26 protein-coding genes are annotated in these 21,776 nt (G+C 63.6%); 24 read left to right on the top strand and 2 right to left on the bottom strand.

The features are described 5' to 3' along the window. Positions 1-6 precede the first annotated feature (6 nt). The 19 genes from Q3A80_RS23485 to Q3A80_RS23575 are packed head-to-tail and all read left to right on the top strand — an operon-like array spanning position 7 to position 14,189. Positions 7-1,422: a N4-gp56 family major capsid protein gene (locus Q3A80_RS23485; RefSeq protein WP_446331261.1), complete on the top strand. Its 1,416-nt coding sequence runs from the start codon at positions 7-9 to the stop codon at positions 1,420-1,422. Positions 1,423-1,432: 10 nt separating this feature from the next. Beyond that, positions 1,433-1,948 (top strand): hypothetical protein, encoded by a 516-nt coding sequence (locus Q3A80_RS23490; RefSeq protein ID WP_446331262.1) that lies wholly within the window; start codon positions 1,433-1,435, stop codon positions 1,946-1,948. Positions 1,949-1,971: 23 nt separating this feature from the next. Further along, on the top strand, positions 1,972-2,397 hold the full coding sequence (locus tag Q3A80_RS23495; protein WP_446331263.1) for a hypothetical protein: 426 nt from the start codon (positions 1,972-1,974) through the stop codon (positions 2,395-2,397). Position 2,398: 1 nt separating this feature from the next. Beyond that, the gene (locus Q3A80_RS23500; protein WP_446331264.1) at positions 2,399-3,103 is read left to right on the top strand and encodes a hypothetical protein; all 705 of its coding nucleotides are present in this window, start codon (positions 2,399-2,401) and stop codon (positions 3,101-3,103) included. 7 nt (positions 3,104-3,110) lie between these two features. Continuing rightward, entirely contained in the window at positions 3,111-4,727 is a 1,617-nt protein-coding gene (locus Q3A80_RS23505; RefSeq protein ID WP_446331265.1) for a hypothetical protein, read from the top strand. A gap of 3 nt (positions 4,728-4,730) precedes the next feature. Further along, complete coding sequence (locus Q3A80_RS23510; RefSeq protein WP_446331266.1) at positions 4,731-5,408, top strand: tail fiber domain-containing protein; 678 nt, start codon at positions 4,731-4,733, stop codon at positions 5,406-5,408. Then, positions 5,405-5,869 (top strand): hypothetical protein, encoded by a 465-nt coding sequence (locus tag Q3A80_RS23515; RefSeq protein ID WP_446331267.1) that lies wholly within the window; start codon positions 5,405-5,407, stop codon positions 5,867-5,869. The genes Q3A80_RS23510 and Q3A80_RS23515 overlap by 4 nt, the downstream gene beginning before the upstream one ends. A 48-nt stretch (positions 5,870-5,917) precedes the next feature. Then, complete coding sequence (locus Q3A80_RS23520) at positions 5,918-6,106, top strand: hypothetical protein (protein WP_175018503.1); 189 nt, start codon at positions 5,918-5,920, stop codon at positions 6,104-6,106. A 9-nt stretch (positions 6,107-6,115) separates the two neighbouring features. Next, positions 6,116-6,334, top strand: a complete 219-nt coding sequence (locus Q3A80_RS23525) for a hypothetical protein (protein ID WP_446331268.1) — start codon at positions 6,116-6,118, stop codon at positions 6,332-6,334. Further along, positions 6,331-6,813, top strand: coding sequence for a glycoside hydrolase family 108 protein (locus tag Q3A80_RS23530; RefSeq protein WP_446331269.1), 483 nt, complete (start codon positions 6,331-6,333; stop codon positions 6,811-6,813). Before Q3A80_RS23525 ends, Q3A80_RS23530 begins: the two co-directional genes overlap by 4 nt. After that, positions 6,813-7,211: a 3TM-type holin gene (locus Q3A80_RS23535; protein WP_446331270.1), complete on the top strand. Its 399-nt coding sequence runs from the start codon at positions 6,813-6,815 to the stop codon at positions 7,209-7,211. Before Q3A80_RS23530 ends, Q3A80_RS23535 begins: the two co-directional genes overlap by 1 nt. Then, on the top strand, positions 7,208-7,771 hold the full coding sequence (locus tag Q3A80_RS23540) for an aspartyl/asparaginyl beta-hydroxylase domain-containing protein (protein ID WP_446331271.1): 564 nt from the start codon (positions 7,208-7,210) through the stop codon (positions 7,769-7,771). The genes Q3A80_RS23535 and Q3A80_RS23540 overlap by 4 nt, the downstream gene beginning before the upstream one ends. Continuing rightward, the gene (locus Q3A80_RS23545; protein ID WP_446331272.1) at positions 7,768-8,055 is read left to right on the top strand and encodes a cupin domain-containing protein; all 288 of its coding nucleotides are present in this window, start codon (positions 7,768-7,770) and stop codon (positions 8,053-8,055) included. Before Q3A80_RS23540 ends, Q3A80_RS23545 begins: the two co-directional genes overlap by 4 nt. Positions 8,056-8,058: 3 nt before the next feature. Then, positions 8,059-9,093 (top strand): hypothetical protein, encoded by a 1,035-nt coding sequence (locus Q3A80_RS23550; RefSeq protein ID WP_446331273.1) that lies wholly within the window; start codon positions 8,059-8,061, stop codon positions 9,091-9,093. Between the two features lie 8 nt (positions 9,094-9,101). After that, the gene (locus Q3A80_RS23555; RefSeq protein ID WP_446331274.1) at positions 9,102-10,592 is read left to right on the top strand and encodes a hypothetical protein; all 1,491 of its coding nucleotides are present in this window, start codon (positions 9,102-9,104) and stop codon (positions 10,590-10,592) included. Then, a complete protein-coding gene (locus tag Q3A80_RS23560; protein ID WP_446331275.1) occupies positions 10,592-12,151 on the top strand; it encodes a hypothetical protein in 1,560 nt (519 codons plus the stop codon). Before Q3A80_RS23555 ends, Q3A80_RS23560 begins: the two co-directional genes overlap by 1 nt. Then, complete coding sequence (locus tag Q3A80_RS23565) at positions 12,148-13,491, top strand: phosphoribosylglycinamide synthetase C domain-containing protein (RefSeq protein WP_446331276.1); 1,344 nt, start codon at positions 12,148-12,150, stop codon at positions 13,489-13,491. Before Q3A80_RS23560 ends, Q3A80_RS23565 begins: the two co-directional genes overlap by 4 nt. Before the next feature lie 9 nt (positions 13,492-13,500). Next, complete coding sequence (locus Q3A80_RS23570; protein WP_446331277.1) at positions 13,501-13,659, top strand: hypothetical protein; 159 nt, start codon at positions 13,501-13,503, stop codon at positions 13,657-13,659. 20 nt (positions 13,660-13,679) lie between these two features. Further along, positions 13,680-14,189, top strand: a complete 510-nt coding sequence (locus Q3A80_RS23575) for a hypothetical protein (RefSeq protein WP_446331278.1) — start codon at positions 13,680-13,682, stop codon at positions 14,187-14,189. On the opposite strand, the gene Q3A80_RS23580 is transcribed toward Q3A80_RS23575, so the two are convergent. Continuing rightward, entirely contained in the window at positions 14,125-14,937 is an 813-nt protein-coding gene (locus tag Q3A80_RS23580; RefSeq protein WP_446331279.1) for a hypothetical protein, read from the bottom strand. The two genes, Q3A80_RS23575 and Q3A80_RS23580, sit on opposite strands and share 65 nt — an antisense overlap. 626 nt (positions 14,938-15,563) lie before the next feature. Here Q3A80_RS23580 and Q3A80_RS23585 point away from each other — a divergent pair. After that, entirely contained in the window at positions 15,564-16,190 is a 627-nt protein-coding gene (locus Q3A80_RS23585; RefSeq protein ID WP_446331280.1) for a flavin reductase family protein, read from the top strand. A gap of 68 nt (positions 16,191-16,258) precedes the next feature. Here the strand turns inward: Q3A80_RS23585 and Q3A80_RS23590 are convergent, their stop codons facing one another. Next, complete coding sequence (locus tag Q3A80_RS23590) at positions 16,259-16,468, bottom strand: hypothetical protein (protein WP_446331281.1); 210 nt, start codon at positions 16,466-16,468, stop codon at positions 16,259-16,261. Positions 16,469-16,599: 131 nt separating this feature from the next. Here Q3A80_RS23590 and Q3A80_RS23595 point away from each other — a divergent pair, with 131 nt between their 5' ends. The 4 genes from Q3A80_RS23595 to lpdA are packed head-to-tail and all read left to right on the top strand — an operon-like array spanning position 16,600 to position 21,641. Further along, positions 16,600-17,832 carry a thiamine pyrophosphate-dependent enzyme gene (locus Q3A80_RS23595; protein ID WP_446331282.1) on the top strand — a complete coding sequence of 411 codons (1,233 nt, stop codon included), beginning with the start codon at positions 16,600-16,602 and terminating at the stop codon, positions 17,830-17,832. 2 nt (positions 17,833-17,834) lie between these two features. Continuing rightward, positions 17,835-18,878, top strand: coding sequence for an alpha-ketoacid dehydrogenase subunit beta (locus Q3A80_RS23600; protein WP_446331283.1), 1,044 nt, complete (start codon positions 17,835-17,837; stop codon positions 18,876-18,878). A 1-nt stretch (position 18,879) separates the two neighbouring features. Further along, the gene (locus Q3A80_RS23605; RefSeq protein ID WP_446331284.1) at positions 18,880-20,244 is read left to right on the top strand and encodes a dihydrolipoamide acetyltransferase family protein; all 1,365 of its coding nucleotides are present in this window, start codon (positions 18,880-18,882) and stop codon (positions 20,242-20,244) included. A gap of 5 nt (positions 20,245-20,249) precedes the next feature. Next, entirely contained in the window at positions 20,250-21,641 is a 1,392-nt protein-coding gene (gene lpdA / locus Q3A80_RS23610) for a dihydrolipoyl dehydrogenase (RefSeq protein WP_446331285.1), read from the top strand. Positions 21,642-21,776: the final 135 nt, after the last annotated feature.

A 21,776-nucleotide genomic window follows, 5' to 3' on the forward strand; every position in this document is an offset into this window, starting at 1 on the left:
GACACCATGCTGACTAAAATTCTGGCCCTCCTGACGGGCCTCATGTTCCCCGGGGTGACGAACCAGTCGTCGAGCTTCACGGCCGACGTCGAAGCGTACATTCAGGAAGAGGTCGAGCCGCTCGCGCGTCGTCAACTGGTCGCATACCAGTTCGGCAAGCCGCTGAAGCTCGACACGAACCGCGGCACGACGTACACCGCATCGCGCTACCAGCGCCTGCCGCTGCCGTACGCGCCGCTGCAGGAAGGCGTTGCGCCTCCGGGTGAAGCGATGACGCTGCAACAGGTCAGTGCCACCGCGCAGCAGTGGGGCGACCGCGTCATCATCACCGACGTGGCGAACCTCACGATCAAGCACCCGCTGTTCCAGCAAGCCTGCGAACTGGTGTCGCTGCAGATGCCGGAAACGCTCGAGCGCAACACGCTGAACACGCTGCTGTCCTCGCCGCAGGTGAACTATGCCGGCGGTGCCGCAAACCGTGCCGCGCTAACGGCATCCAACGTGATGTCGCCGCACGAATCGAACCGTCTGTTCGCGTCGATGGCCGCGTACGGCGTGCCGCGCTTCAACGGCGACGAGCGCGAAGACATGATGATCGAGGCGGGCGCATACCGCGATCCGTCGCAGACGCCGCGCGTCAAGCAGCACTATGTCGCATTGATTAGCCCGTTCTCGGCGCAGGACATGCGCGAGAACGCGTCGGTGCAGCAAGCATGGGCCTACAGCGACGTCAACCGACTCTACAACAACGAGCTCGGCGACTTCGGCGGCATCCGTTTCTGCGAAACGAACATGATGCCGTACTGGACGGGCGCAGCTGCGATCAACGGAACTGCATCGGCATCGGGCGGCCAGCTCGCGACCGGCACGTACTACTTCCAGGTTACGGCTGCGCCGGCGCTGACGTCGGTAGAGCAGACCATCTACCAGGTTTCGTCGTCGATCAGCGTCACGGGCCCGACGGGATCTATCTCGGTCACGTTGCCGTCTTTCCCGAACTACGTGTTCAACGTATATATCGGCACGACCGCGAACCCGGCAAACCTTGCCACGGCGATCGGCAATGGTGTGCCGGTGACCGGCGTCCTAGCCGGCCAGGCAACGCAGCTGCAGCCGAACCAGACCGTCACGCTGACGGGCATCGGTGTCACGCAGACGCCGCCGGCCGCACCGGCGACAGGCGTATCGGTGTTCCCGGTCATCTTCATCGGCAACCACAGTTATGGTCAGGTGTTGCTCGAGAATCCCGAGTTCCACTACCTGACCGGCGCCGACAAGTCGGACCCGCTGAATCAGACCCGGGTCGTGTCGTGGAAGGTGTTCTACGGCTCGATCCTGCTCAATACGGCCTTCCTGGCCCGTGTCGAATGCGGCTCCGCATTCGCTCCGGGCTACCAGGGCGGTACCGTGACCACCCCGTAAGGAGTAACTGATGGCCGCACGTAACTCGCAGGAGCCGGGAAAGCCGGCTCCGGAGTCGGCTGACGCCGACGAATTGCTCGGCGGTGGCGCGCCGGTCGACGAAAGTCGAGAAGCTTTGCTCGAGCGCATCAAGGCGCTCGAAGCCGAGAACGCCAAACTGGGCGCCGCGAAGGACATCGCCGAGGAAGAATCGGCGCGTCTGTCCGCTCAGGCGCAGTCAGCTCTTCTGACGTCGGGCGTCGTCGAACGTTATGCCGGCAAGGCCGAGGATGGCGAGACGGATCTCTGGTGGTATCGCATCGACCTCGCACCGTGCGGCGGCGAGCATCTGAAGATCAACGGGACGCCGTATCTGCACGGCCACACATACAAGTTCGACACGGACACCCTGCGCTCGATCAAGGAAATGGTCGCTCGCACGTGGGTGCACGAGAACGACATCAACGGCCACGCGTTCAATCCGTACCGGCAGGCGCAGAACAAGGTGCTCGGAGGCGGCCCTGTGCCGGCCTGGGCTCGATCGTAATTCCCCACCCCGAAAGGAAGACCATGTCGCAAGCCTCCCAGGAAGTTACGGCTGCAACGGTGATCGGCAACTTCACGATCACTCTCCCGGCGCCGAATCAGGCGCAGCTCTCGGCCAGCGGTTACCTGGTCGAGGGCGAATCGAAGGATTCGCTCGATACCCGTATGGATCTGGTGCGCGAAGCGCTCCAGCGCCAGCAGCGCATGCTCGAAATCCCGGTCCTTGAAGCCCACATCGAACAGTGGGAAAAGGCACGTGACGACGTCGCGCGCGCATACGCGGATCTGCTCGAACGACACAATGCGAAGACGGCCGGCAAGTCAGGTGCGAAGGCGCTGTCGAGTCAGGAACAGGCGAACTTGAAGAACGCGCCGCAGCAACTGAAAGGCATCGAGGCCGAGCTCGAGAAGGCGCGCAAGAAGATCGCGGACGCGCGCGCGGGAGCATGAAATGGCCTACCTCCAGGCCCAGCAGATCGTCGCGCGTGCGTGCGCCGTCGCAAAATGCCCCGGCTTCATTCAGCAGGGTGGCATCTATCTGAACATGGTCCTGGAGGACCTATGGTTGCATCGCGACCTTAAGATCAATCGGGTCACCGAATTCGTTACCGTGCAGGCGAACAACTACGGCCCGTTTGCGCTGCCGATGAATTATCTGCGTCCGTACGACCTGTTCTTCCAACAGAACAACCTGCCGTACTTCCTGCACCCCATCTCCACCGAGGAATGGGACCAGGAATTCAAGGATCCGTCGATCGCGAACTATCCGTACGAGTTCATGACGATCCTGTACGACGAGACTACCGCTCAGGCGAATCAGTCGGCCGGCCAGCTCTTCATTTACCCGCAATCGTCCGGGCAGATCACGCTTACGCACCGATACATGGTGAAGCAGCCGGATATCGTCACGCCTGAGACGTCGACGGTGATCCCGTGGTTTCCGGATCAGCAGTACTTGATCAAGGCGACGGCGGTGGAACTGATGGGTGAAACGGACGACACACGTCAGGAAGTGTGGCGCGCGCAATGCGAAGCAATGCTGCGCACGCACTTGATCATGGAAGGCGACGAGCAACAGGTCGTCAAGTCGGTGCGATTGGATCCGCGGCGCTTCCACACGAACCGCACGCTGAAACCGACGAAGATTACGGACTGAGGACGCCATGGGCATTCGCGGCGGTTACCCGGTCCGGTTCACACCGAAAGGACTTTGCGACGCGTTGGACGCGACCGACGCTTTCCCGGGGGCATGCTCGCTGCTCGCCAATCTCGTTTTCGATCAGGGCAATCCGGAGTTGATTGTTCCGCGGCCCGGTGTCGGAACCGCGCTGACGACCTTCTCTGGCTTCACGTCGCCGACGTTCGTATCGGTCTACATCGTGATTGGCAATGTTGTCTACGGGATGGTATCGACCGGCCGCAACGCGGGGTTTGACGAGCCGTTCGCTTACAACCTGTCGACGAACTCATTCATCACTATCTCTGGGGTGACGGCTGGGAATGTCCCGTCGTCCCCACCGTCGAGCGGCGCGTGGACTCCGCCGACGATGGCAGTGGTCGGTCCGAACGTTGTCGTTACGCACCCAGGATTCTCGGGCTCAGGGTCGAACTTCTTCGGCGTTATCAATATCTCCAATCCGTCCGCGCCATCATGGAGTGCTGCCAATACCGCGACGAATGCGCTCCCTGGCGTGCCGACGTCCGTTGCTAACTTCAATAATCGCGCGTGGTTTGCGATCGGGAACGTCGCGCACTACAGCGATGTGCTGGCTCCGACGACACGAACCAATGCCTCGCAATCGGTTACGTTCGGTGATACGACGCCGATCACAGTATTCGCCGGCCTGCCTGTGCAGACAACGTCGGGCGGCGTCACCGCCGCGCTGATCGTGTTCAAGGCATCGCAGATCTGGCAGGTCACGGGCGACCCCGCGACGAATAACCTGGGTGTGAACTATTTGTCGTTGACGATCGGAACCACGTCACCGCGCAGCGTCGCGCAGAGCCCGCTAGGCACCCATTTCGTGGGCTCGGATGCGCCATATGTTGTGACACAGCTCGGTGCGGTTCAACAGTTGGTTCCGGACGGTCGAACGACCGCCGATGTGCAGACGCCGTTCCTGAACACGACGCAGCCGACGCGGGTGACGGCGGCCTACTCGGGCAGCATCTATCGCGTGTGTGTGCCGACGCAGTTATCAGGCCAGAACCAGACGAACGATTACTGGTTCGACATGCGCCGGCGGCGCTGGAACGGCCCGCATTCGTTCACGTACGACTGCGCGGCGCAATACGGATCCTTCTTCGTCATTTCGGGTATCGGACATGGCGCCGCGCTGTTTCTCAGTACGACCTTACCGACGTCCAGCACATCGTACATGGATGCGGGGGCATCGTATCAATGCCGGATGCGGTCATCGACCTTCCCCAAAAATAACCGGATGACACAACTTCAGGTTGTCGAATCGAACATCGAATTGAGCACGTCCGGTTCGGTGGCGACGAACTTCAGCATTACCGCACTGAACGAAAAGAACACTGCACTCGGCTCCACGTCTCTGACCAAAGTAGGTGGCGGATCGGTATGGGGAAGTTTCGTGTGGGGCGCGGCTCCTTGGACTGCGTTGGTAGCTGTCCCGGACGTGAATCCGATCAGCTGGCCGAATACTTTGGTGTTCGCCAAGATCGCGATCGACATTTTCACGAATTCCGGTACGCCATTTCAGATTGGCACGTTCTACGCCCGGTATCAGGATACCGGGTACATCGCACAGGGGTGATTCATGTCCATTATCGGAAACTTGCCGACCACGCTGCAGAACGGCACGACGGCAGATGCGACTCAGGTGATGGGCGATCTGAACTACATCACCAACCAGGTCAACGCCAACGCGCAGCCCTTGCTGCCCGCGGCTCCGTCTTTTACAGGACTGACGCTGAATGAGCCGGCGAATGGTACAACGACCTTTCTTATCAACGCCCCAAATGACTCAAATGGAGCGAATATTCAGCTGCTCGGAAATGGCTCGACAACACCCTCGAAATTCATTCGGGTCATCAATGGGGTGCTGCAGTTTCTGAACAGTGTGTATTCGTCCGTTCTCATGTCGCTCGATGACAGCGGGAATCTGACCGTATCGGGGAATCTGACCGCATCGGGCACGGTGAGTGGCTCTGATATCCGCGGTACGTCCGACGAGCGCCTGAAAAAGGACTGGAAACCTCTTGCTGAGGATTTCCTCGAAAGCATTGCCCAAGTTCGGCACGGTACCTATACGCGTATCGATACAGGGGAACGGAGGGTTGGCGTCGGTGCGCAGTCTTTGCAACGCATCCTCCCTGAAGCCGTTTTCGGCGACGAAACCTTGTGCGTGGCAGAGGGGAGCGCGGCGCTTGCCATCGTAGTCGAATTGACGCGTGAGGTGATTCGTCTGCGCGCGCTTGTGGAGCCGAAAAAATGACGCTGCCGGCGAGTTTCCCAATGTCCATGTCGCAGATCGCGGCTGAGCTCGGTCTGTCTCTTCCGCTCTCGATCAGTCACCCGTGGGTGATTGCATTGGCGGGGAAATCCGGTCTTCCCGTCAGTTTCTCGAATCTCCTTGGTCAGACAGGCACGGCGACCGGAAATGCGACTGCCACATCGGGCGGTGGCGGCGTCAATGCACCGTTCTCATCGCCGTGGTTCCGCGGACAGATTTCGCTACTTGGCTCGACGAACGGGGGCGCTCCGGGGTTGACTGTTTCCATTCAGTTCTCGGCCGCGCCTAACTGGAGCAGCAACATCCTGCTGAAGAACAACACGACCGGTGGCTCGATTGTACTTCCCAAGTTCAGTTCAACTTCATGGCAGGTAAACAGCAACCCGGGGAACATCTTGCGAGCCGGATTTACCGACAATTTCACCATTGCCCCGTCGAATTAACGAAGGCGGGAAACAAAACTACCATCTGCACCAACTATCGGGGAAAACATGGGAAACCGGACACTCACCGAGGATGACGTCAAGGCGATCGCCGAACAGATAGAAAGCGGCATCACCCAGCGTTTCCAGCTGAATGTAGGCCGAGGGATTCTCGGTCTGGCATGGCGCGTTTTCATATACGCCCTGATTGCCGTCGCAGCCTACGGGGCGGGCGGCGGCCTCAAGAAGTTCTTCTAGGAGATGGACATGCTCGAATCGATCAAATCCGCAATCGAGGCACGCTTCCAAGCGCTGGCGAGCGATGGCCGAGCCTTCGTCGACAAGGTCGAGGAAATCGTGGGACTCGGCAATGCTGCGAATGAGCTGTCCGACCTGGAGTCGCGAGTGACTACGATCGTCAATGATTCCGAGGCAACCGCCGAGCAGAAGGTCGAGCAGATCCTGCGCACGGTTGGCAAGCTGTGAGCAGTTTCGACGATGCCTTCGCAGCCCTGATGGGCAATGAGGGTGGGTACTCGAACAACCCCGCCGACCCGGGTGGTGAAACGATGTGGGGCGTCACGGCTCGCGTCGCGCGAGCGAACGGGTATGGCGGCGATATGCGCTCAATGCCGCGCGATATCGCGAAACTGATCGCGAAGCGGGTCTACTGGGATCCTTACTACTGCGACCAGTTCGACCCACGCGTAGCATTCCAGGTGCTCGACGCCGCGTATAACGGTGGCCTGCCGGTGACCTGGCTACAGGAAGCCGCCGGCGTGAAGCCCGACGGCCGAATCGGACCGGTGACGATCGCTGCAGTGAATGCGGCAGATCCCGTGCGGATCGTTGCGCGATTTCTCGCGTATCGGTTGAAGTATCTGGCTGATCTGCACAACTGGCCGGCGTTTAGCCACGGATGGGCGAATCGCATCGCCAACAACCTTTTGAAGGGAGCCGCGTGATGGGATTCCTCGATCCGATTTCCGCAGTCTCCGATGTCGTAGGGAAGATCATCGACCGAGTCTGGCCCGACCCGGCTCAAGCTGCTGCAGCGAAGCTTCAGCTGCTTCAGCTTCAGCAGACGGGCGAGCTCGCGCAAATCACCGGACAGATGCAGATCAACCAGGCCGAAGCACAGAGCAGCGATCCGTTGCAGCACTGGCGTGGCGGTATGGGGTGGGTGTGCGTGGCTGGATACGCGTGGAACTTTGTGCTTCGGCCAGCCATCAGCGACATTTCCGCGATTTTCGGGCATCACATCGTTCTGACGGAAATGGATCTGACGCAGCTCGCGACTATCACGATCGGCATGCTCGGCCTGGGCGGCATGCACGTCTATCAGCAGGTCAAAGGTAAATGAACAATCTCGTCCGTATCGCTGCCGGCATCGACACAGCTCCTCTGTTGCTCGCCATCGCACGCCAGCCGGGATTGTGGAATCGCCACACGTTTCGCACGACGCGCGAAGGTAGTCCACACGCCGACGTCTCGGATATCTGGTTGCGCTACAACGACGAGAAGCCGTACAAGGCGGCGGACGATTACACCGGGTTCAACGACGCGCATGACGCGATCTTCTACCCCGAGTGGTACGCATTGCCTCAGGTACGACCGATCGTGTTCGGTCTGATGGCGCGCGTCGAAGGGACGCGCTTGGGTGGCATCCTGATCACGAAGGTGCCACCCGGCAAGCGCATCCTGCCGCATGCCGACGATAGCTGGCACGTGCGGCACTACAACACGAAGTTGTACGTGCCACTGCAGACGAATCCGAAGTGCATGAATCGTGTTGAGGAAGACGTGGTAGTGATGGCGCCGGGTGACGTCTGGTACTTCGACAACACGAAGGAGCACGAGGTAGTCAACGATGGCGACGACGATCGAATCACGCTGATTGTGTCGATCCGGTGCGAGAAATGACCATCAAACACCATTTCACGGCTGGCGGCGTGTACGCACGCGAGCAGACATTGCGTGCAGGCGAGGAAGTTCAGAAGCACGTGCACGACTACGATCATCTGAGCTATCTCGCCAGCGGCACGGCCATGATCGACATCGAGGGCGATCTGCAGGTTCTGCATGGGCCGTGCATGCTCGAAGTGAAAGCGGGGCGCGCGCATCGCATCACAGCGCTGACGGATCTGACGTGGCTATGCATCCATGCGGAAAGCGTAGCGGATCCCACGACGTTGAAGAAGGAGTGAGCCATGCCATTCGCAGCAGCCGTAGGCGCTATCGCTTCCCCGATAATTGGGGGCCTTGTTTCCGGAGGTTCCTCGCCAAGCGTTTCCGGTGGCGGCCCGTCCTACTACACACCGACTGGGCTGAGCACCGCTGACAACTCGTGGCAGTGGCTCCTCGCGAATGGTCTTAACGCGTACCAGAACAACAACCAGACGCCGCTCGCGCAGCAGTCATTGACGCAAGGCTTGAACGCCAACAATCAGTACGGCGCCGGCTATCAAAACGCAGCAAACGCGGCCGGCAGCCAGTACGCGGGCCTTGCGTCGTTGCTGCAGGGTAACGCGAACCAGAACTTCGCCACACAGAACTCCCTGCTGAACGCCGGGCAGAATCTGTACAACCTCGGTATGGATCCGCAGAATGCGTTGTACAACCGGACGCGGCAGCAGGTCACGGACCAGTCGAATGCGGTGAATTCGATGTACGGGCTCGGCACATCGGCGGCCGGTGCCGGACTGACGAACCAGGCTCTGTCGAACTTCAACATCGACTGGCAGAACAACCAACTGTCGCGCGCTATGCAAGGTCTACAGGGCTATGCCGGCGCAGCTAACACCGCCGGACGGTACGGCGAGCTCGGTACGTCTCAGGCCAGCGCTGTGCCAGGCAATACGCTGCTCAGCGGCTCGACGCCGTACAGCACGGGACAGACGATCGCAGCGACACCGGGTTCACTCGCTGGTACTTTCGGATCGTACCTGAACTCGAATTTGTACGGTCCCGCCGAGGGTCTCATGGGATCCGTCATTCCATACATGAACTACGGTTCCGGTGCGCAATCCGTGCCGTTCCAGAGTCAGGCGCAGGGCGCAGGCGCGCTCGGCAGTGCGGTATCTCAGGGCATCTCCGGACTGTTCGGTAATCAGCAAATTCAGAACGGCATCACGAACTTCTTCAGCCCGGCGAGCGGGTCGTTCAGTAGTGGCGACTTCAGCGGCGCATTCTCGTCAAGTCCGTACTACTCGGGTGGCGGAAACTCATACGGCTTCACGATGTGAGGTGAGAAATGGCCAGTCTCGCGGGACTTCCGTACTTCCTCCAGTACCAACAGCAGGCTCATGAAGACGCCATGCGGCGTCAGTATGCGCAGATTCAACTCGCCCAGTTCCAGCAAGCGCAGCAGGATCGTCAGCGTCAACAAGCCGCGCAGGAGGCAGCAGGCAACGCGCTTCCGATGTTGCTAGCGGGGCAACAGCAACCCATGCAGATGCCCCCGCCGCCCCAGACTCCGAATCCGGGACAGCCGTCGGTACCTATGCAGCAACCGAGCGCTGCGCCGGGACAGATGCCGCCACTTCCACCGGGAATGCCGCCGGGCGTAGCTGCAGCTACCGGCTTATCCGGAAAGCCGCCTCTGCCCCCGTTCCAGCCGATGCCGACTGGCGCCCCTCAGCAAGGTACGCCGCAGATCTCGGCACCGCCCCCAGCGCCGAACGCCGCACAGCAACCGAGCGGTCCGCTCACGCTTGATAGCGCGATCAAAGTGCTTAAGGATCAGGGACTATCGGGCGCAGACCTGATGCTGGGGCTGCAGCAGCTCACGCCGATTCTCGACTCGCAGGCGAAGGCGCAGGCGGCGCAAATCCAGATGCGGTTCGAGCAGGAAATGAAGCTGCAAGCCGTACAGGATCGGCACGCTGCACTCGAGGAGCGCATTCGTGAAGCTAACCAAAGATCAGAAGATCGCGCGTTGGATCGTGCGGACCGCGCGCAGGCGCGCGCTGAATCGAATGCTCTGCGTGCTGAGTCAATTGCGCTCCGCCGGCAGTCAATCGCGCTAGCGAACGGGGATGACGCAAAGTTCTCGCCGGAGGACCTGAAGTTTCTGGCGGAACAGGCTCGTGCGGGCGACACGTCGGTCTATCAGAACCTCGGCCGCGGAGCGCAGGGCGCGAAGAACATTATCGCGCTGCGCCGTGAAGTGATGCGCCAGGAGCGCGAAGCAGGCGGGACCGGCGCGGATATCGCAGCCGCGAACGCCGGTTTCCAGGGCGAGAAGGCGGCAGCACGTACCGGCGCTACGCGTGCGGCGAACATCGGCATGGCCGTCGCCGAAGCGCAGAAGACTTTCCCACTGGTGCGTCAGGCTTCGGCCGCGTTGCCGCGCTCGCAGTTCGTTCCGGCAAACCGAGCGATTCAGGCTGCCCAGACGAACACCGGCGACCCGCGCGTCGTTGCACTCGGCACCGCATTGAACACGTCGATCAACGCTTACGCCCGCGCGATCAGCCCTACGGGTGTGCCGACGGTATCGGACAAGGAGCATGCGCGAGAACTGCTTTCCACTGCAAGCACACCCGAGCAACTCGATGCAGTTCTCGGGATGATGGAAAAGGAAATGGCTGCGGCGCGCCAGGCGCCGACCGAAGTTCAGGCGCAGCAGAAGGCCCGCATTTCCGGACGCGGAGAGGGTGCGCCAGCCGTTGGCACGGTTGAGGGTGGATACCGGTTCAAGGGCGGCGACCCATCGAAGCAGAGCAACTGGGAGAAGATGTAATGGCCGGCCCTTGGGAGAAATACGCGCAGGACACTGCGGCGTCTGCTACCGGACCGTGGGACAAGTATTCCGGCGGTGCGCCGGCGGCGCCGCGCGGCCCGGTTGCACCTCTCGACCGCCTGCCGCCTGATAGCCCCGCGTCCACGATGCCGCAGCATGCCGATACCATCGCAGAGCGCCTGCTCGGTCTTGGAAAGAGCGCGGTCGGACTCGGCGAAGCCGGCCTGTCGGCTGCAACCGGCGCACTGGCTGCGCCCATCGGTGCCGCATACGGCATCGGCAAGACGCTTACGAGCGGAAAGTTCGGCACGCAGCAGGGCATCGAGGCGGGCGATAGAGCGGGCGCCGCACTGGCCAGCAAGCTGACGTATCAGCCTCGCACTGAAGCCGGCCAGGCGGACGTCGAGGCACTCGGGAATTCTGGGCTGATGCATGCACTGCAGGGCATGCCGGTCGAGTCGCCGATGATCGCTCGGATTCCGGAAGTGCCGCGCGGCGTACTCGCCACCGGTGAAGGCGCTGCCGGCGCCGCGCGTGCTGGCGCGAACGCCGTTGGCCGTGGTGCGGCGCGCGCTGCTGCTCGAGCACTGCCGGAAGTTGATCCGGAGACGCTGCGTCTGGCGCGCGAGGCGCACGAGATGGGCTTCCGGTTCCGTCCGGACCAGATGTACGAGAACAAGTTCGGGCGCATCGCCGGGCAGCTTTCGTCCGATGTACCGTTCGCCGGAGAAACGTCGGGAGCGAATCAGCGCGTGTTCAATCAGCGCTTGATCCAGGCGATCGGGGGTGAGGGCGACAAGCTGACGCGCCAGGTGTACGCCAACGCGATGAAGAAGTCCGGGACCGAGATCGACGCGATCACGGCCGCGCACAGTATCCCGGTCGATAACGCGTTCTTGAACCGCCTGCAACGCGCGAAGGGAAACCAATTGCCGGAAGTGCAGGGGGTCGTCCAGGGGTACATCGACGACCTGGAGGCGCTGGCCGGTCCCCGTCAGACGCTCGCCGGTGGGGGAGCAACGTCGGCTGCGCGACAGCTCGACGGGGCGAAGCTGCGGCCGTTCCTGACGAAGCTGAAGTCGACTATTCGCAGCACGTCGAACGGCGATCTCCGGCACGCGCTGAGCGACCTTCAGGGCGAGATCGAAGACGCGTTCCTGCCTCAGCTGTCGCCCGACGAAGCCGCGCGTTACGCGGCCGCGCGCCGTCAGTATGCGATCGGAAAGACGATCGAACCGCTCGTTGCCAAGTCTCCGGGAGGCAACATCAGCCCAAAAGCGTTGATGGGAGCGGCTACGTCGAATGCATTCGGCAAGCGGGCGATGGCGATGGGGCAGGGCGGCGAGCTCGGTAAGCTGGCGGACATCGGCTCGCTGTTCCTGCGCGAGCCGGGCACATCGAACACGGCGGAGCGCGGCATCGTGGCAGGCCTGCTAGGTGGTGCCGGCTTCGGGGTCAACCCGGCCGCCGCCGCGGTGCCTTGGGCTGCCGCGAACCTGTACAACCGCGCCGGGCCCACCATCACCGAACAACTCCTTCAGCGACCGCCCACTCCATGAGAATTCTCGCGATCGACGTCGGTTCGAACTGCCTCGACTGGCTGATGCGTTGCCAGGAGTGGGGGCATCAGGTCCTCTGGTACGACAAACCGCGCCCGGACGGGACTAATCGCCATGCGGGCGAAGGGATCGTGCCGAAGATCCGAGACTACGACGAGCTGCGCCGGAAGTGGCTGGGATGGGCCGACCTGATCTATACGCCCGACAACGTCAGCTATCTCGAGATGCTCGAGCCGTACCGCCGGATTGGCTACCCGATCTATGGCTGCAACCTGGCGGCAGTCGAATGGGAACTGGACCGCGAGGCCGGACAGCAGGTCATGGAAGAGTGCGGGATGCGCATCATCCCAGGCAAGACGTTTCACGACTACGATTCAGCGATCGCCTACGTGAAGAAACAGGGTAAGGCGTTCGTGTCGAAGCCGTCCGGCGACGGCGAGCGCGCGATGTCCTACGTCGCGGACAGCGCAGCCGACATGGTGTACATGCTCGGGCGCTGGAACAAGATCGACAAGTACCGGTCCGCGGCGCGCAAGGACGGCTTCATCCTGCAGGAGAAGATCAGCGGGATCGAGATGGCCGTGGGCGGCTTCTTCGGCCCGGACGGCTGGTCGCGCGGCTGGGTCGAGAACTGGGAAAACAAGAAACTGATGAACGGCGACCTGGGCGTGAACACCGGAGAGATGGGCACCACGGTGCGCGTCGTCCGGCAGTCGAAGCTCGCCGACGAGGTGCTGAAGCCGGCCACCGAGCACCTGAAGCGAATCGGCTATGTCGGCTACGTCGACGTCAACTGCATGATCCCGACCGACGGGAAGGGACCGTATCCGCTCGAGTGGACCATGCGCGATGGCTGGCCGATTCGCCACAATCTGACGGCGCTGATCGAGGGCGACCCCGCGCAGTGGATGGCCGACAAAATCCAGGGCCGCGATACGCTGAACATCCGCATGGACGAAGTGTGCATCTCGGTTCTGATGGCGCTGCCCGACTTCCCGTACTCGAAGATCACGAACAAGGAGCTTTGCGGGATCCCGATCTACGGCGCCGAGGACATGGAACACCTGCACTTCTCCGAGGTGATGATGGGCACGGCGCCGCGCGAGGTGAACGGCAAGGTGGTCGACCTGCCGGGTCCGGTGACGGCCGGCGACTATGTGCTGATCGCGACGGGAACTGGCGAGACGATCACCGGCGCGCGCCGATCAGCCTATAGCGCGATCAAGAAGGTGAAAATCCCGAACAGCCCGTTTTATCGAACCGACATAGGTGTCGGCCGACTGAAGAAGCAACTGCCCGAACTGCAGCAGATGGGCTATGCGAAGGGGCTCTCGTACTAGGAGGATGCCATGCCGATGAAGTCGAAAGCGCAGAACCGCGCAATGCATGCTGCGGCCGAGGGCCGGTCGAAGATCGGTATCCCGAAGAAAGTCGGGAAGGACTTCACCAGCGCACAGCACGGTAAATCGGTGAAGAATCTGCCGGAACGGAAGCGGGGGAAGAAGTGAGACGTGCTATGAGAGCCGGTTTGATCTCCGAGGAATCGATCAAGACCGCTCTGACCGAAGCCAAGGGGGACATCTTCCTGGCTGCCTCCACGCTCGACTGCACCGCACACGAGTTGGACGGATACATCCGTGCATCGGCAGAGCTTCAGGGATTCGCTGCGGCAATCGAGAAGGTCAAGGTGGATCCGTCATACTCCCGCATGAGCAGCGAGCAGTTCGACGCTCGGGTCGCGGATCTCACAAGAGCATACAAGGTAGTTGGCTTGGAGGAACTGCACGATCTTGCGACGATGGATCATGGAGACAGTGCGGCAATGGCGAAGGTCAAGCTGCAGGCTGCCATCGCCTTGCGCGGCGGAGAACAGCGCGCCGTTGGCGATCGAGAAATCGAGCATGCATTGTCCGAGCTCAACCAGCTATATCACGCCAATGCCCCGCGCATCAAAGAGATCCGCCAGACCGTCGTCACGCTTGAAGATGGTCGGGAAGCGAGTCAACGAGTGATCGAACTTCAGCAAGATCAGCAATAGCCCGTAGGCGCTTTCGTTCGAGCAGGTCCCAATCTGGCTCATCGGTTCGGTACACCTGCCACTTCGTCAAGGAAATGTGCCCGAGGCGCGCCATCTCCTTGATGGCGGCCTTGTGGCCTTCTTCGCGTGCCATCTTCTTCGGATCCGTGCGTCCGGACCCTATCCATTCCCAAGCAGGCAGCAATCCTGGCGTGTCAGGTTCTAATCGAGGGCGCAGATCCCATTCCTCGACCGGCTTTAGGCTTCTGCGCATGTAGGTCAACCGCTGGCGAGGGATTCCGGTCTCTGACTCGAGTTGCTCGTCTGTCAATCGCTGCCCGCGGCATGCGCTCCAAATCGCACGCAGATCTTCGACGCGAGGCGTGCGAAGATCAATGCATTCCTCGTGCACGCGCCATGTGTGCGGAACCGGGACCACGGTGTATTCGGAAATGTTGGCGTGCGATCGGGTCAGCCTGTCCATGGTCATCGGGCATTCCACGAAGACGAGCACGTCCGCTGCCCCGGCACGATCCGAATACGTGTATCGATCGAGCAACACACCACCGTTGGCTTGCCATTTCGCCAGTTGGCCGTCGCTTGCGCGATCCCACCATGCCCATATGTAGACGGGAAGGTCGGAGATCAACGCGCTCTTAAAGAATGCCGGCTTGATCGTGGTGTATCCGCGGTTCACGAGCACATGAGTGAAATCGGCGAATGCCTTGCGGATCGAGCCGGCAGTATCAGAAGTCGAATAGAGCTTCACGGTGCGTCGTCACTTCCGGAGGCCGCCTTGAGCTTGCGACGCCGGGCAGGGCGCCTCGGGTGCCTCACACGCCCGAAGCACCGGGCCAACCTGGCCACCGGCCGTCGCGTTGCGTGCTGCCAAAGGACCGGGGTCGTCCCCGCCACCGCACGCAGTGCATGCGAGCAGTACTGCAACGGCCAACGAAAGACGAAATGCCTCACGGAAGTTCTTTGCCATGACGATCTCCTTGCGCGATGATGGAATCCGTCGGTTTGTTGTGTCGCAACAACGAAAAACCGGCAGGAATTGCACAAGGGGGCATATGTGGGGGCATCCAGAAAAATTGAATTCGGAGAATGCCCGTTACATAAAGGATCGGCGCCTTTAATGTGGTTCCGGTCCCCGCACCATCGATCGCTTCGATGCGATTCGACGAAGGTCCGAAAACCCGCGAGAAGCCATGCGCTCGCGGGTTTTTTATTTGGCGCGGCGAATGCGTCGGCACGCGATGCGCGTCACTGCGACGAAAACGACGCCATGTGATACTTGAAACGCATGCCGCACCGATTGCCTTGCCGTCATCGGTACGCGCATCTCACCGACGCATCCCAACGCAGTTTCGCCTGTCGCACGACCACCCGCCCATGCCCGACTCGACCCACCACTATTACGAACCCTCGCAAGGCCACGGCCTGCCGCACGACCCGTTGAACGCGATCATCGGCCCGCGCCCGATCGGCTGGATTTCGTCGCGCGGCAGCGACGGCACGGTGAACCTCGCGCCGTACAGCTTCTTCAACGCGTTCAACTATCGTCCGCCGATCATCGGCTTTTCGAGCACCGCCGCGAAGGACAGCCTGCGCAACGTGCAGGAGACCGGCGAGTTCGTGTGGAACCTCGCGACGCGCGATCTGGCCGACCGGATGAACCAGACTTGCGCCGCGGTGCCGTACGGCGTGAACGAATTCGAGCTCGGCGGCCTGACCGCGACGCCGTCGCGTCTCGTCGACGTGCCGCGCGTCGCGGAAAGCGGCGTCAACTTCGAATGCAAGATGACCGACGTGATCCGGCTGCGCGATCACCACGGGGTCGACACGCCCGCCACGCTGGTGCTCGGCGAAGTCGTCGCGGTGCATATCCGCCGTGACCTGCTGAAGGACGGCATCTTCGATACGTTCGGCGCGGGCATCATTCTTCGTGCGGGCGGCCCGTCGGCGTACGTGCACGTCACGCCCGACAGCCGCTTCGACATCGCGCGACCCGACGCGTGATGCGTCGCGTGCCGGCCCGACCCGGCACGCCAGCGGCATCCATCGCATCCGCAAAGACCCCGCTGAAATCACGGATTTCGCGGGGTCTTCTTCCTTTGTTTCTCGACTCCGATCAGATCCGGCACGCACAGCGCCATTCCCGGCGCCCGATCTCGTCTCTTCATAGCCGTTAACGCATCGCAGCAATTGCCGCATCCGCCCGCTGCGCCGTCCGCGCCGACCGGCCACCGACCGCCGCCATGGCAAATCTGCTCACCGGAAACGAGCGGCTTGGTCATCGACGTCCGGCCCCGCAAGGCATAGATTTCCAAGGTTGGCGTGCTTATCCGTGCGCCAGCCCGCGCGTGAGCCGGCAACCGGCCGCGCGCTTTTATCAGCGTGAGACACAATCGAGCGTGGAGACGACACGATGAGCCTGTCAGAGCCATTGCGTCTGCATGTGCCGGAGCCCACCGGGCGTCCGGGCTGCAAGACGGACTTTTCCTATCTGCATCTATCGCCGGCAGGCGCGGTTCGCCGCCCGCCGATCGACGTTGCGCCGGCGGACACCGCCCATCTCGCCCGCAGCCTCGTGCGCGTGCTCGACGACCACGGCGAAGCCGTCGGCCCTTGGGCACCGGACCTCGACGATGCGCGGCTGATCGCCGGGATGCGCGCGATGCTGAAGACCCGCATCTTCGACGCGCGGATGATGATCGCGCAGCGTCAGAAGAAAATCTCGTTCTACATGCTGAGCCTCGGCGAAGAGGCGATCGGCGCCGCGCACGCGATGGCGCTGCGTCACGGCGACATGTGCTTTCCGACCTACCGCCAGCAGAGCATCCTGATCGCGCGCGACGTGCCGCTCGAGCGAATGATCTGCCAGCTGATGTCGAACGAAGGCGATCCGCTGAAGGGCCGTCAGCTCCCGGTGATGTACTCGGATCGCGATGCGGGCTTCTTCTCGATCTCCGGCAATCTCGCGACGCAGTTCATCCAGGCGGTCGGCTGGGCGATGGCGTCGGCGATCAAGGGCGACACGAAGATCGCGTCCGCGTGGATCGGCGACGGCGCGACCGCGGAAGCCGACTTCCACACCGCGCTGACGTTCGCGCACGTGTACCGCGCGCCGGTCGTGCTCAACGTGGTCAACAACCAGTGGGCGATCTCGACGTTCCAGGCGATCGCGGGCGGCGAGGGCACGACGTTCGCCGGGCGCGGCGTCGGCTGCGGCATCGCTTCGCTGCGCGTCGACGGCAACGACTTCCTCGCGATCTACGCGGCGTCGACGTGGGCCGCCGAGCGCGCCCGCCGCAATCTCGGCCCGACGCTGATCGAGTGGGTCACCTACCGCGCGGGCGCGCATTCGACGTCGGACGATCCGACCAAATACCGGCCGGCCGACGACTGGGCGCATTTCCCGCTCGGCGATCCGATCGCGCGCTTCAAGCAGCACCTGATCGCGAAAGGCATCTGGTCGGACAGCGCGCACGACGCGCTGACGGACGAGCTCGAAGCCGAGGTGGTCGCCGCGCAGAAGGAAGCGGAGAAGTTCGGGACGCTGGCCGACGACCGCATTCCGTCGCCCGCGTCGATGTTCGACGACGTGTACAAGGAGCTGCCCGCGCATCTGCGCCGTCAGCGCCAGGAACTGGGAGCGTGATCATGGCGCAACACGAAACGACGACGGCATCGGCGCAGCCGATGACGATGATCCAGGCGCTGCGCTCGGCAATGGACGTGATGCTCGGCCGCGACGACGACGTGGTGGTGTTCGGGCAGGACGTCGGCTACTTCGGCGGCGTGTTCCGCTGCACCGAGGGGCTGCAGGCGAAGTACGGCAAGTCGCGCGTGTTCGACGCGCCGATCTCCGAAGGCGGGATCGTCGGCGCGGCGGTCGGGATGGGCGCCTACGGGTTGCGGCCCGTCTGCGAGATCCAGTTCGCCGACTACTTTTACCCGGCGTCCGACCAGATCGTGTCGGAAGGCGCGCGGCTGCGCTACCGGTCCGCGGGCCAGTTCACCGCGCCGATGACGATCCGCATGCCGTGCGGCGGCGGCATCTACGGCGGCCAGACGCACAGCCAGAGCCCGGAGGCGATGTTCACGCAGGTCTGCGGGCTGCGCACGGTGATGCCGTCGAATCCGTACGACGCGAAAGGGCTGCTGATCGCATCGATCGAGAACGACGATCCGGTGATCTTCCTCGAGCCGAAGCGCCTGTACAACGGGCCGTTCGACGGCCATCACGAGCGTCCGGTCACGTCGTGGCTCAAGCATCCGGGCAGCGCGGTGCCCGACGGTTATTACACGGTGCCGCTCGATACGGCCGCGATCGTGCGGCCCGGCAACGACGTGACGGTGCTGACGTACGGCACGACCGTTCACGTGTCGCTCGCCGCGGCGGAAGAAACCGGCATCGACGCGGAAGTGATCGACCTGCGCACGCTGTGGCCGGTCGATCTCGACACGATCGTCGCGTCGGTGCGCAAGACCGGCCGCTGCGTGGTCGTGCACGAAGCGACGCGCACGTGCGGCTATGGCGCGGAGCTGGTGTCGCTCGTGCAGGAGCACTGCTTCTATCACCTGGAAGCACCGGTCGAGCGGACGACGGGCTGGGACACGCCGTATCCGCACGCGCAGGAATGGGCGTATTTCCCCGGCCCGGCCCGGGTTGGCGAAGCGTTGCGACGCGTGATGGAGGCGTGAGATGGGGATTCATGTCATCAAGATGCCGGATATCGGCGAAGGGATTGCCGAGGTCGAGCTGGTGGCCTGGCACGTGCAGCCGGGGCAGACGATCGCCGAGGATCAGCCGCTCGCCGACGTGATGACCGACAAGGCGGCGGTCGAGATTCCGTCGCCGGTCGCGGGGAAGGTGCTGGAGCTCGGCGGCCGGATCGGCGAGATGATGGCGGTCGGCAGCGAGCTGATCCGTCTCGAAGTCGAAGGCGACGGCAACCTGAAGCCGGGCGCGAAGGGGCGCGATGCGGCAGCGGACGCGGCGCCGCGCCCGGCACCGGCCGATACGCGTGAGAAGCCGTCCCATGTCGCAGAGGAATCCGAAACGCATGCGTCGTCGCAGGCGAAGGCGCACACCACGCCGCACACCGCGCCCGACGCGGCGAGCCGCGCACCGGCCGAGCCGCGTCGCGCGGAGCATGCGGCGCAGCCGCGCGCGGCACTCGCGCCCGGCGAGCGGCCGCTCGCGTCGCCTGCGGTGCGCCAGCGCGCATGGGACATGGGCATCGAGCTGCGTTACGTGCGCGGCACCGGCGAAGCCGGGCGGATCCTGCATGCGGATCTCGATGCGTATGCGCGTAGCGGCGCTGGCGCGGCGGCACGCGCGTCGCACGCGCACGGCTACGCGGAGCGCAACGACGAAACCAACGTGCCGGTGATCGGTCTGCGGCGTGCGATCGCGCGCAAGATGCAGGAAGCGAAGCGGCGGATTCCGCACTTCAGCTACGTCGAGGAGATCGACGTCACCGAGCTCGAAGCGCTGCGCACGGAACTGAACCGCCGCTACGGCGACGCGCGCGGCCGGCTCACGCCGCTGCCGCTGCTGATCCGCGCGCTGGTGATCGCGCTGCGCGACTTCCCGCAGATCAATGCGCGTTACGACGACGAGGCCGGTGCCGTCACGCAATACGGTGCGGTGCACATGGGCGTCGCGACGCAGACGGACGGCGGCCTCACGGTGCCGGTGCTGCGTCATGCGGAAGCGCGCGACGTGTGGTCGATCTCGGCGGAAATCGCGCGGCTCGCCGACGCGGTGCGCACGAACCGCGCGCAACGCGACGAGCTGACGGGTTCGACGATCACGATCTCGAGCCTTGGCGCGCTCGGCGGGATCGTGTCGACGCCGGTCATCAATCATCCGGAGGTCGGCATCGTCGGCGTGAACCGGATCGTCGAGCGGCCGATGATCCGCGACGGCGCGATCGTCGCGCGCAAGATGATGAACCTGTCGTCGTCGTTCGACCATCGCGTCGTCGACGGCGCGGACGCGGCCGAATTCATCCAGGCGGTGCGCGGGTTGCTCGAGCGGCCGGCACTGCTGTTCGTGGAGTGAGCGCGATGCCGAACGAACACACCACATTGCTCGTGATCGGCGGCGGTCCGGGCGGTTACGTCGCCGCGATTCGCGCGGGGCAGCTCGGCATTCCGACGGTGCTCGTCGAGCGCGAACGGCTCGGCGGCACGTGCCTGAACATCGGCTGCATTCCGTCGAAGGCGCTGATCCATGTCGCAGACGCGTTCGAGCAGGCATGCGGACAGGCCGGCGAAGGCATGCTCGGCATTCGCGTGCGCACGCCGGAAATCGACATCGCGACAAGCGTCGCGTGGAAGGACGGCATCGTCGAGCGGCTCACGCGCGGCGTCGGCGCGCTGCTGAAGAAGCATGGCGTGCGCGTGCTGCACGGCGACGCGCGCGTCGTCGACGGCAAGACGGTCGACGTCGTCGCCGGCGACCGCACGACGCGCATCGCATGCGAGCACCTGCTGCTCGCGACGGGTTCGGAGCCGGTCGCGCTGCCGTCGATGCCGTTCGGCGGTCACGTCGTGTCGTCGACCGAGGCGCTGTCCCCGACATCGTTGCCGAAGCGGCTGGTCGTCGTCGGCGCCGGGTACATCGGGCTCGAACTCGGGACCGTCTATCGCAAGCTCGGCGTCGACGTGAGCATCGTCGAAGCGGCGGAGCGCGTGCTGCCCGCGTACGACGCGGAACTCGCGAAGCCGGTCGCCGATTCGCTCGTCCGGCTCGGTGTCGGATTGCGGCTCGGCCACAAGGTGCTGGGCCTCGCGAGCGACGGTGCGGTGCGCGTGCAGGCGCCCGACGGCGCGGAGAAGACGCTGCCCGCCGATCGCGTGCTGGTCGCGGTCGGGCGCCGGCCGCGCGTCGACGGCTTCGGGCTCGAAACGCTGCCGCTCGATCGCAACGGCCGCGCGCTGCGCATCGACGACGAATGCCGGACGTCGATGCGCAACGTATGGGCGATCGGCGACGTGGCCGGCGAGCCCATGCTCGCGCATCGCGCGATGGCGCAGGGCGAGATGGTGGCCGAGCTGATCGCCGGACGGCGCCGCAAGTTCACGCCCGCGTCGATTCCCGCCGTGTGCTTCACCGATCCCGAGGTCGTCACGTCCGGCTGGTCGCCGGACGATGCGACGGCGGCCGGCGTCGACTGCATCAGCGCATCGTTCCCGTTCGCGGCGAACGGCCGCGCGATGACGCTGCAGGCGACCGACGGTTTCGTGCGCGTCGTCGCGCGGCGCGACACGCACCTGATCGTCGGCTGGCAGGCGGTCGGGCGCGGTGTGTCCGAGCTGGCCGCGGCGTTTTCGCAGTCGCTCGAGATGGGCGCGCGGCTCGAGGACATCGGCGGCACGATCCATGCACACCCGACGCTCGGCGAGGCGATGCAGGAGGCCGCGTTGCGGGCGCTGGGGCATGCGTTGCACGTGTAATCGCCTGCTGCGCGGTACGGCCGGACGGAGCCCCGCTACGGCGGGGCTTTTTGTTTGCGCGGATAGCGAGGGCGCTCGACGCAAGCGATGCGGCGTGCACGGCGCAGGCGCGACGAAGCCGCGCCGACGGACACG

This window comes from Burkholderia sp. SR8 (assembly GCF_052851275.1).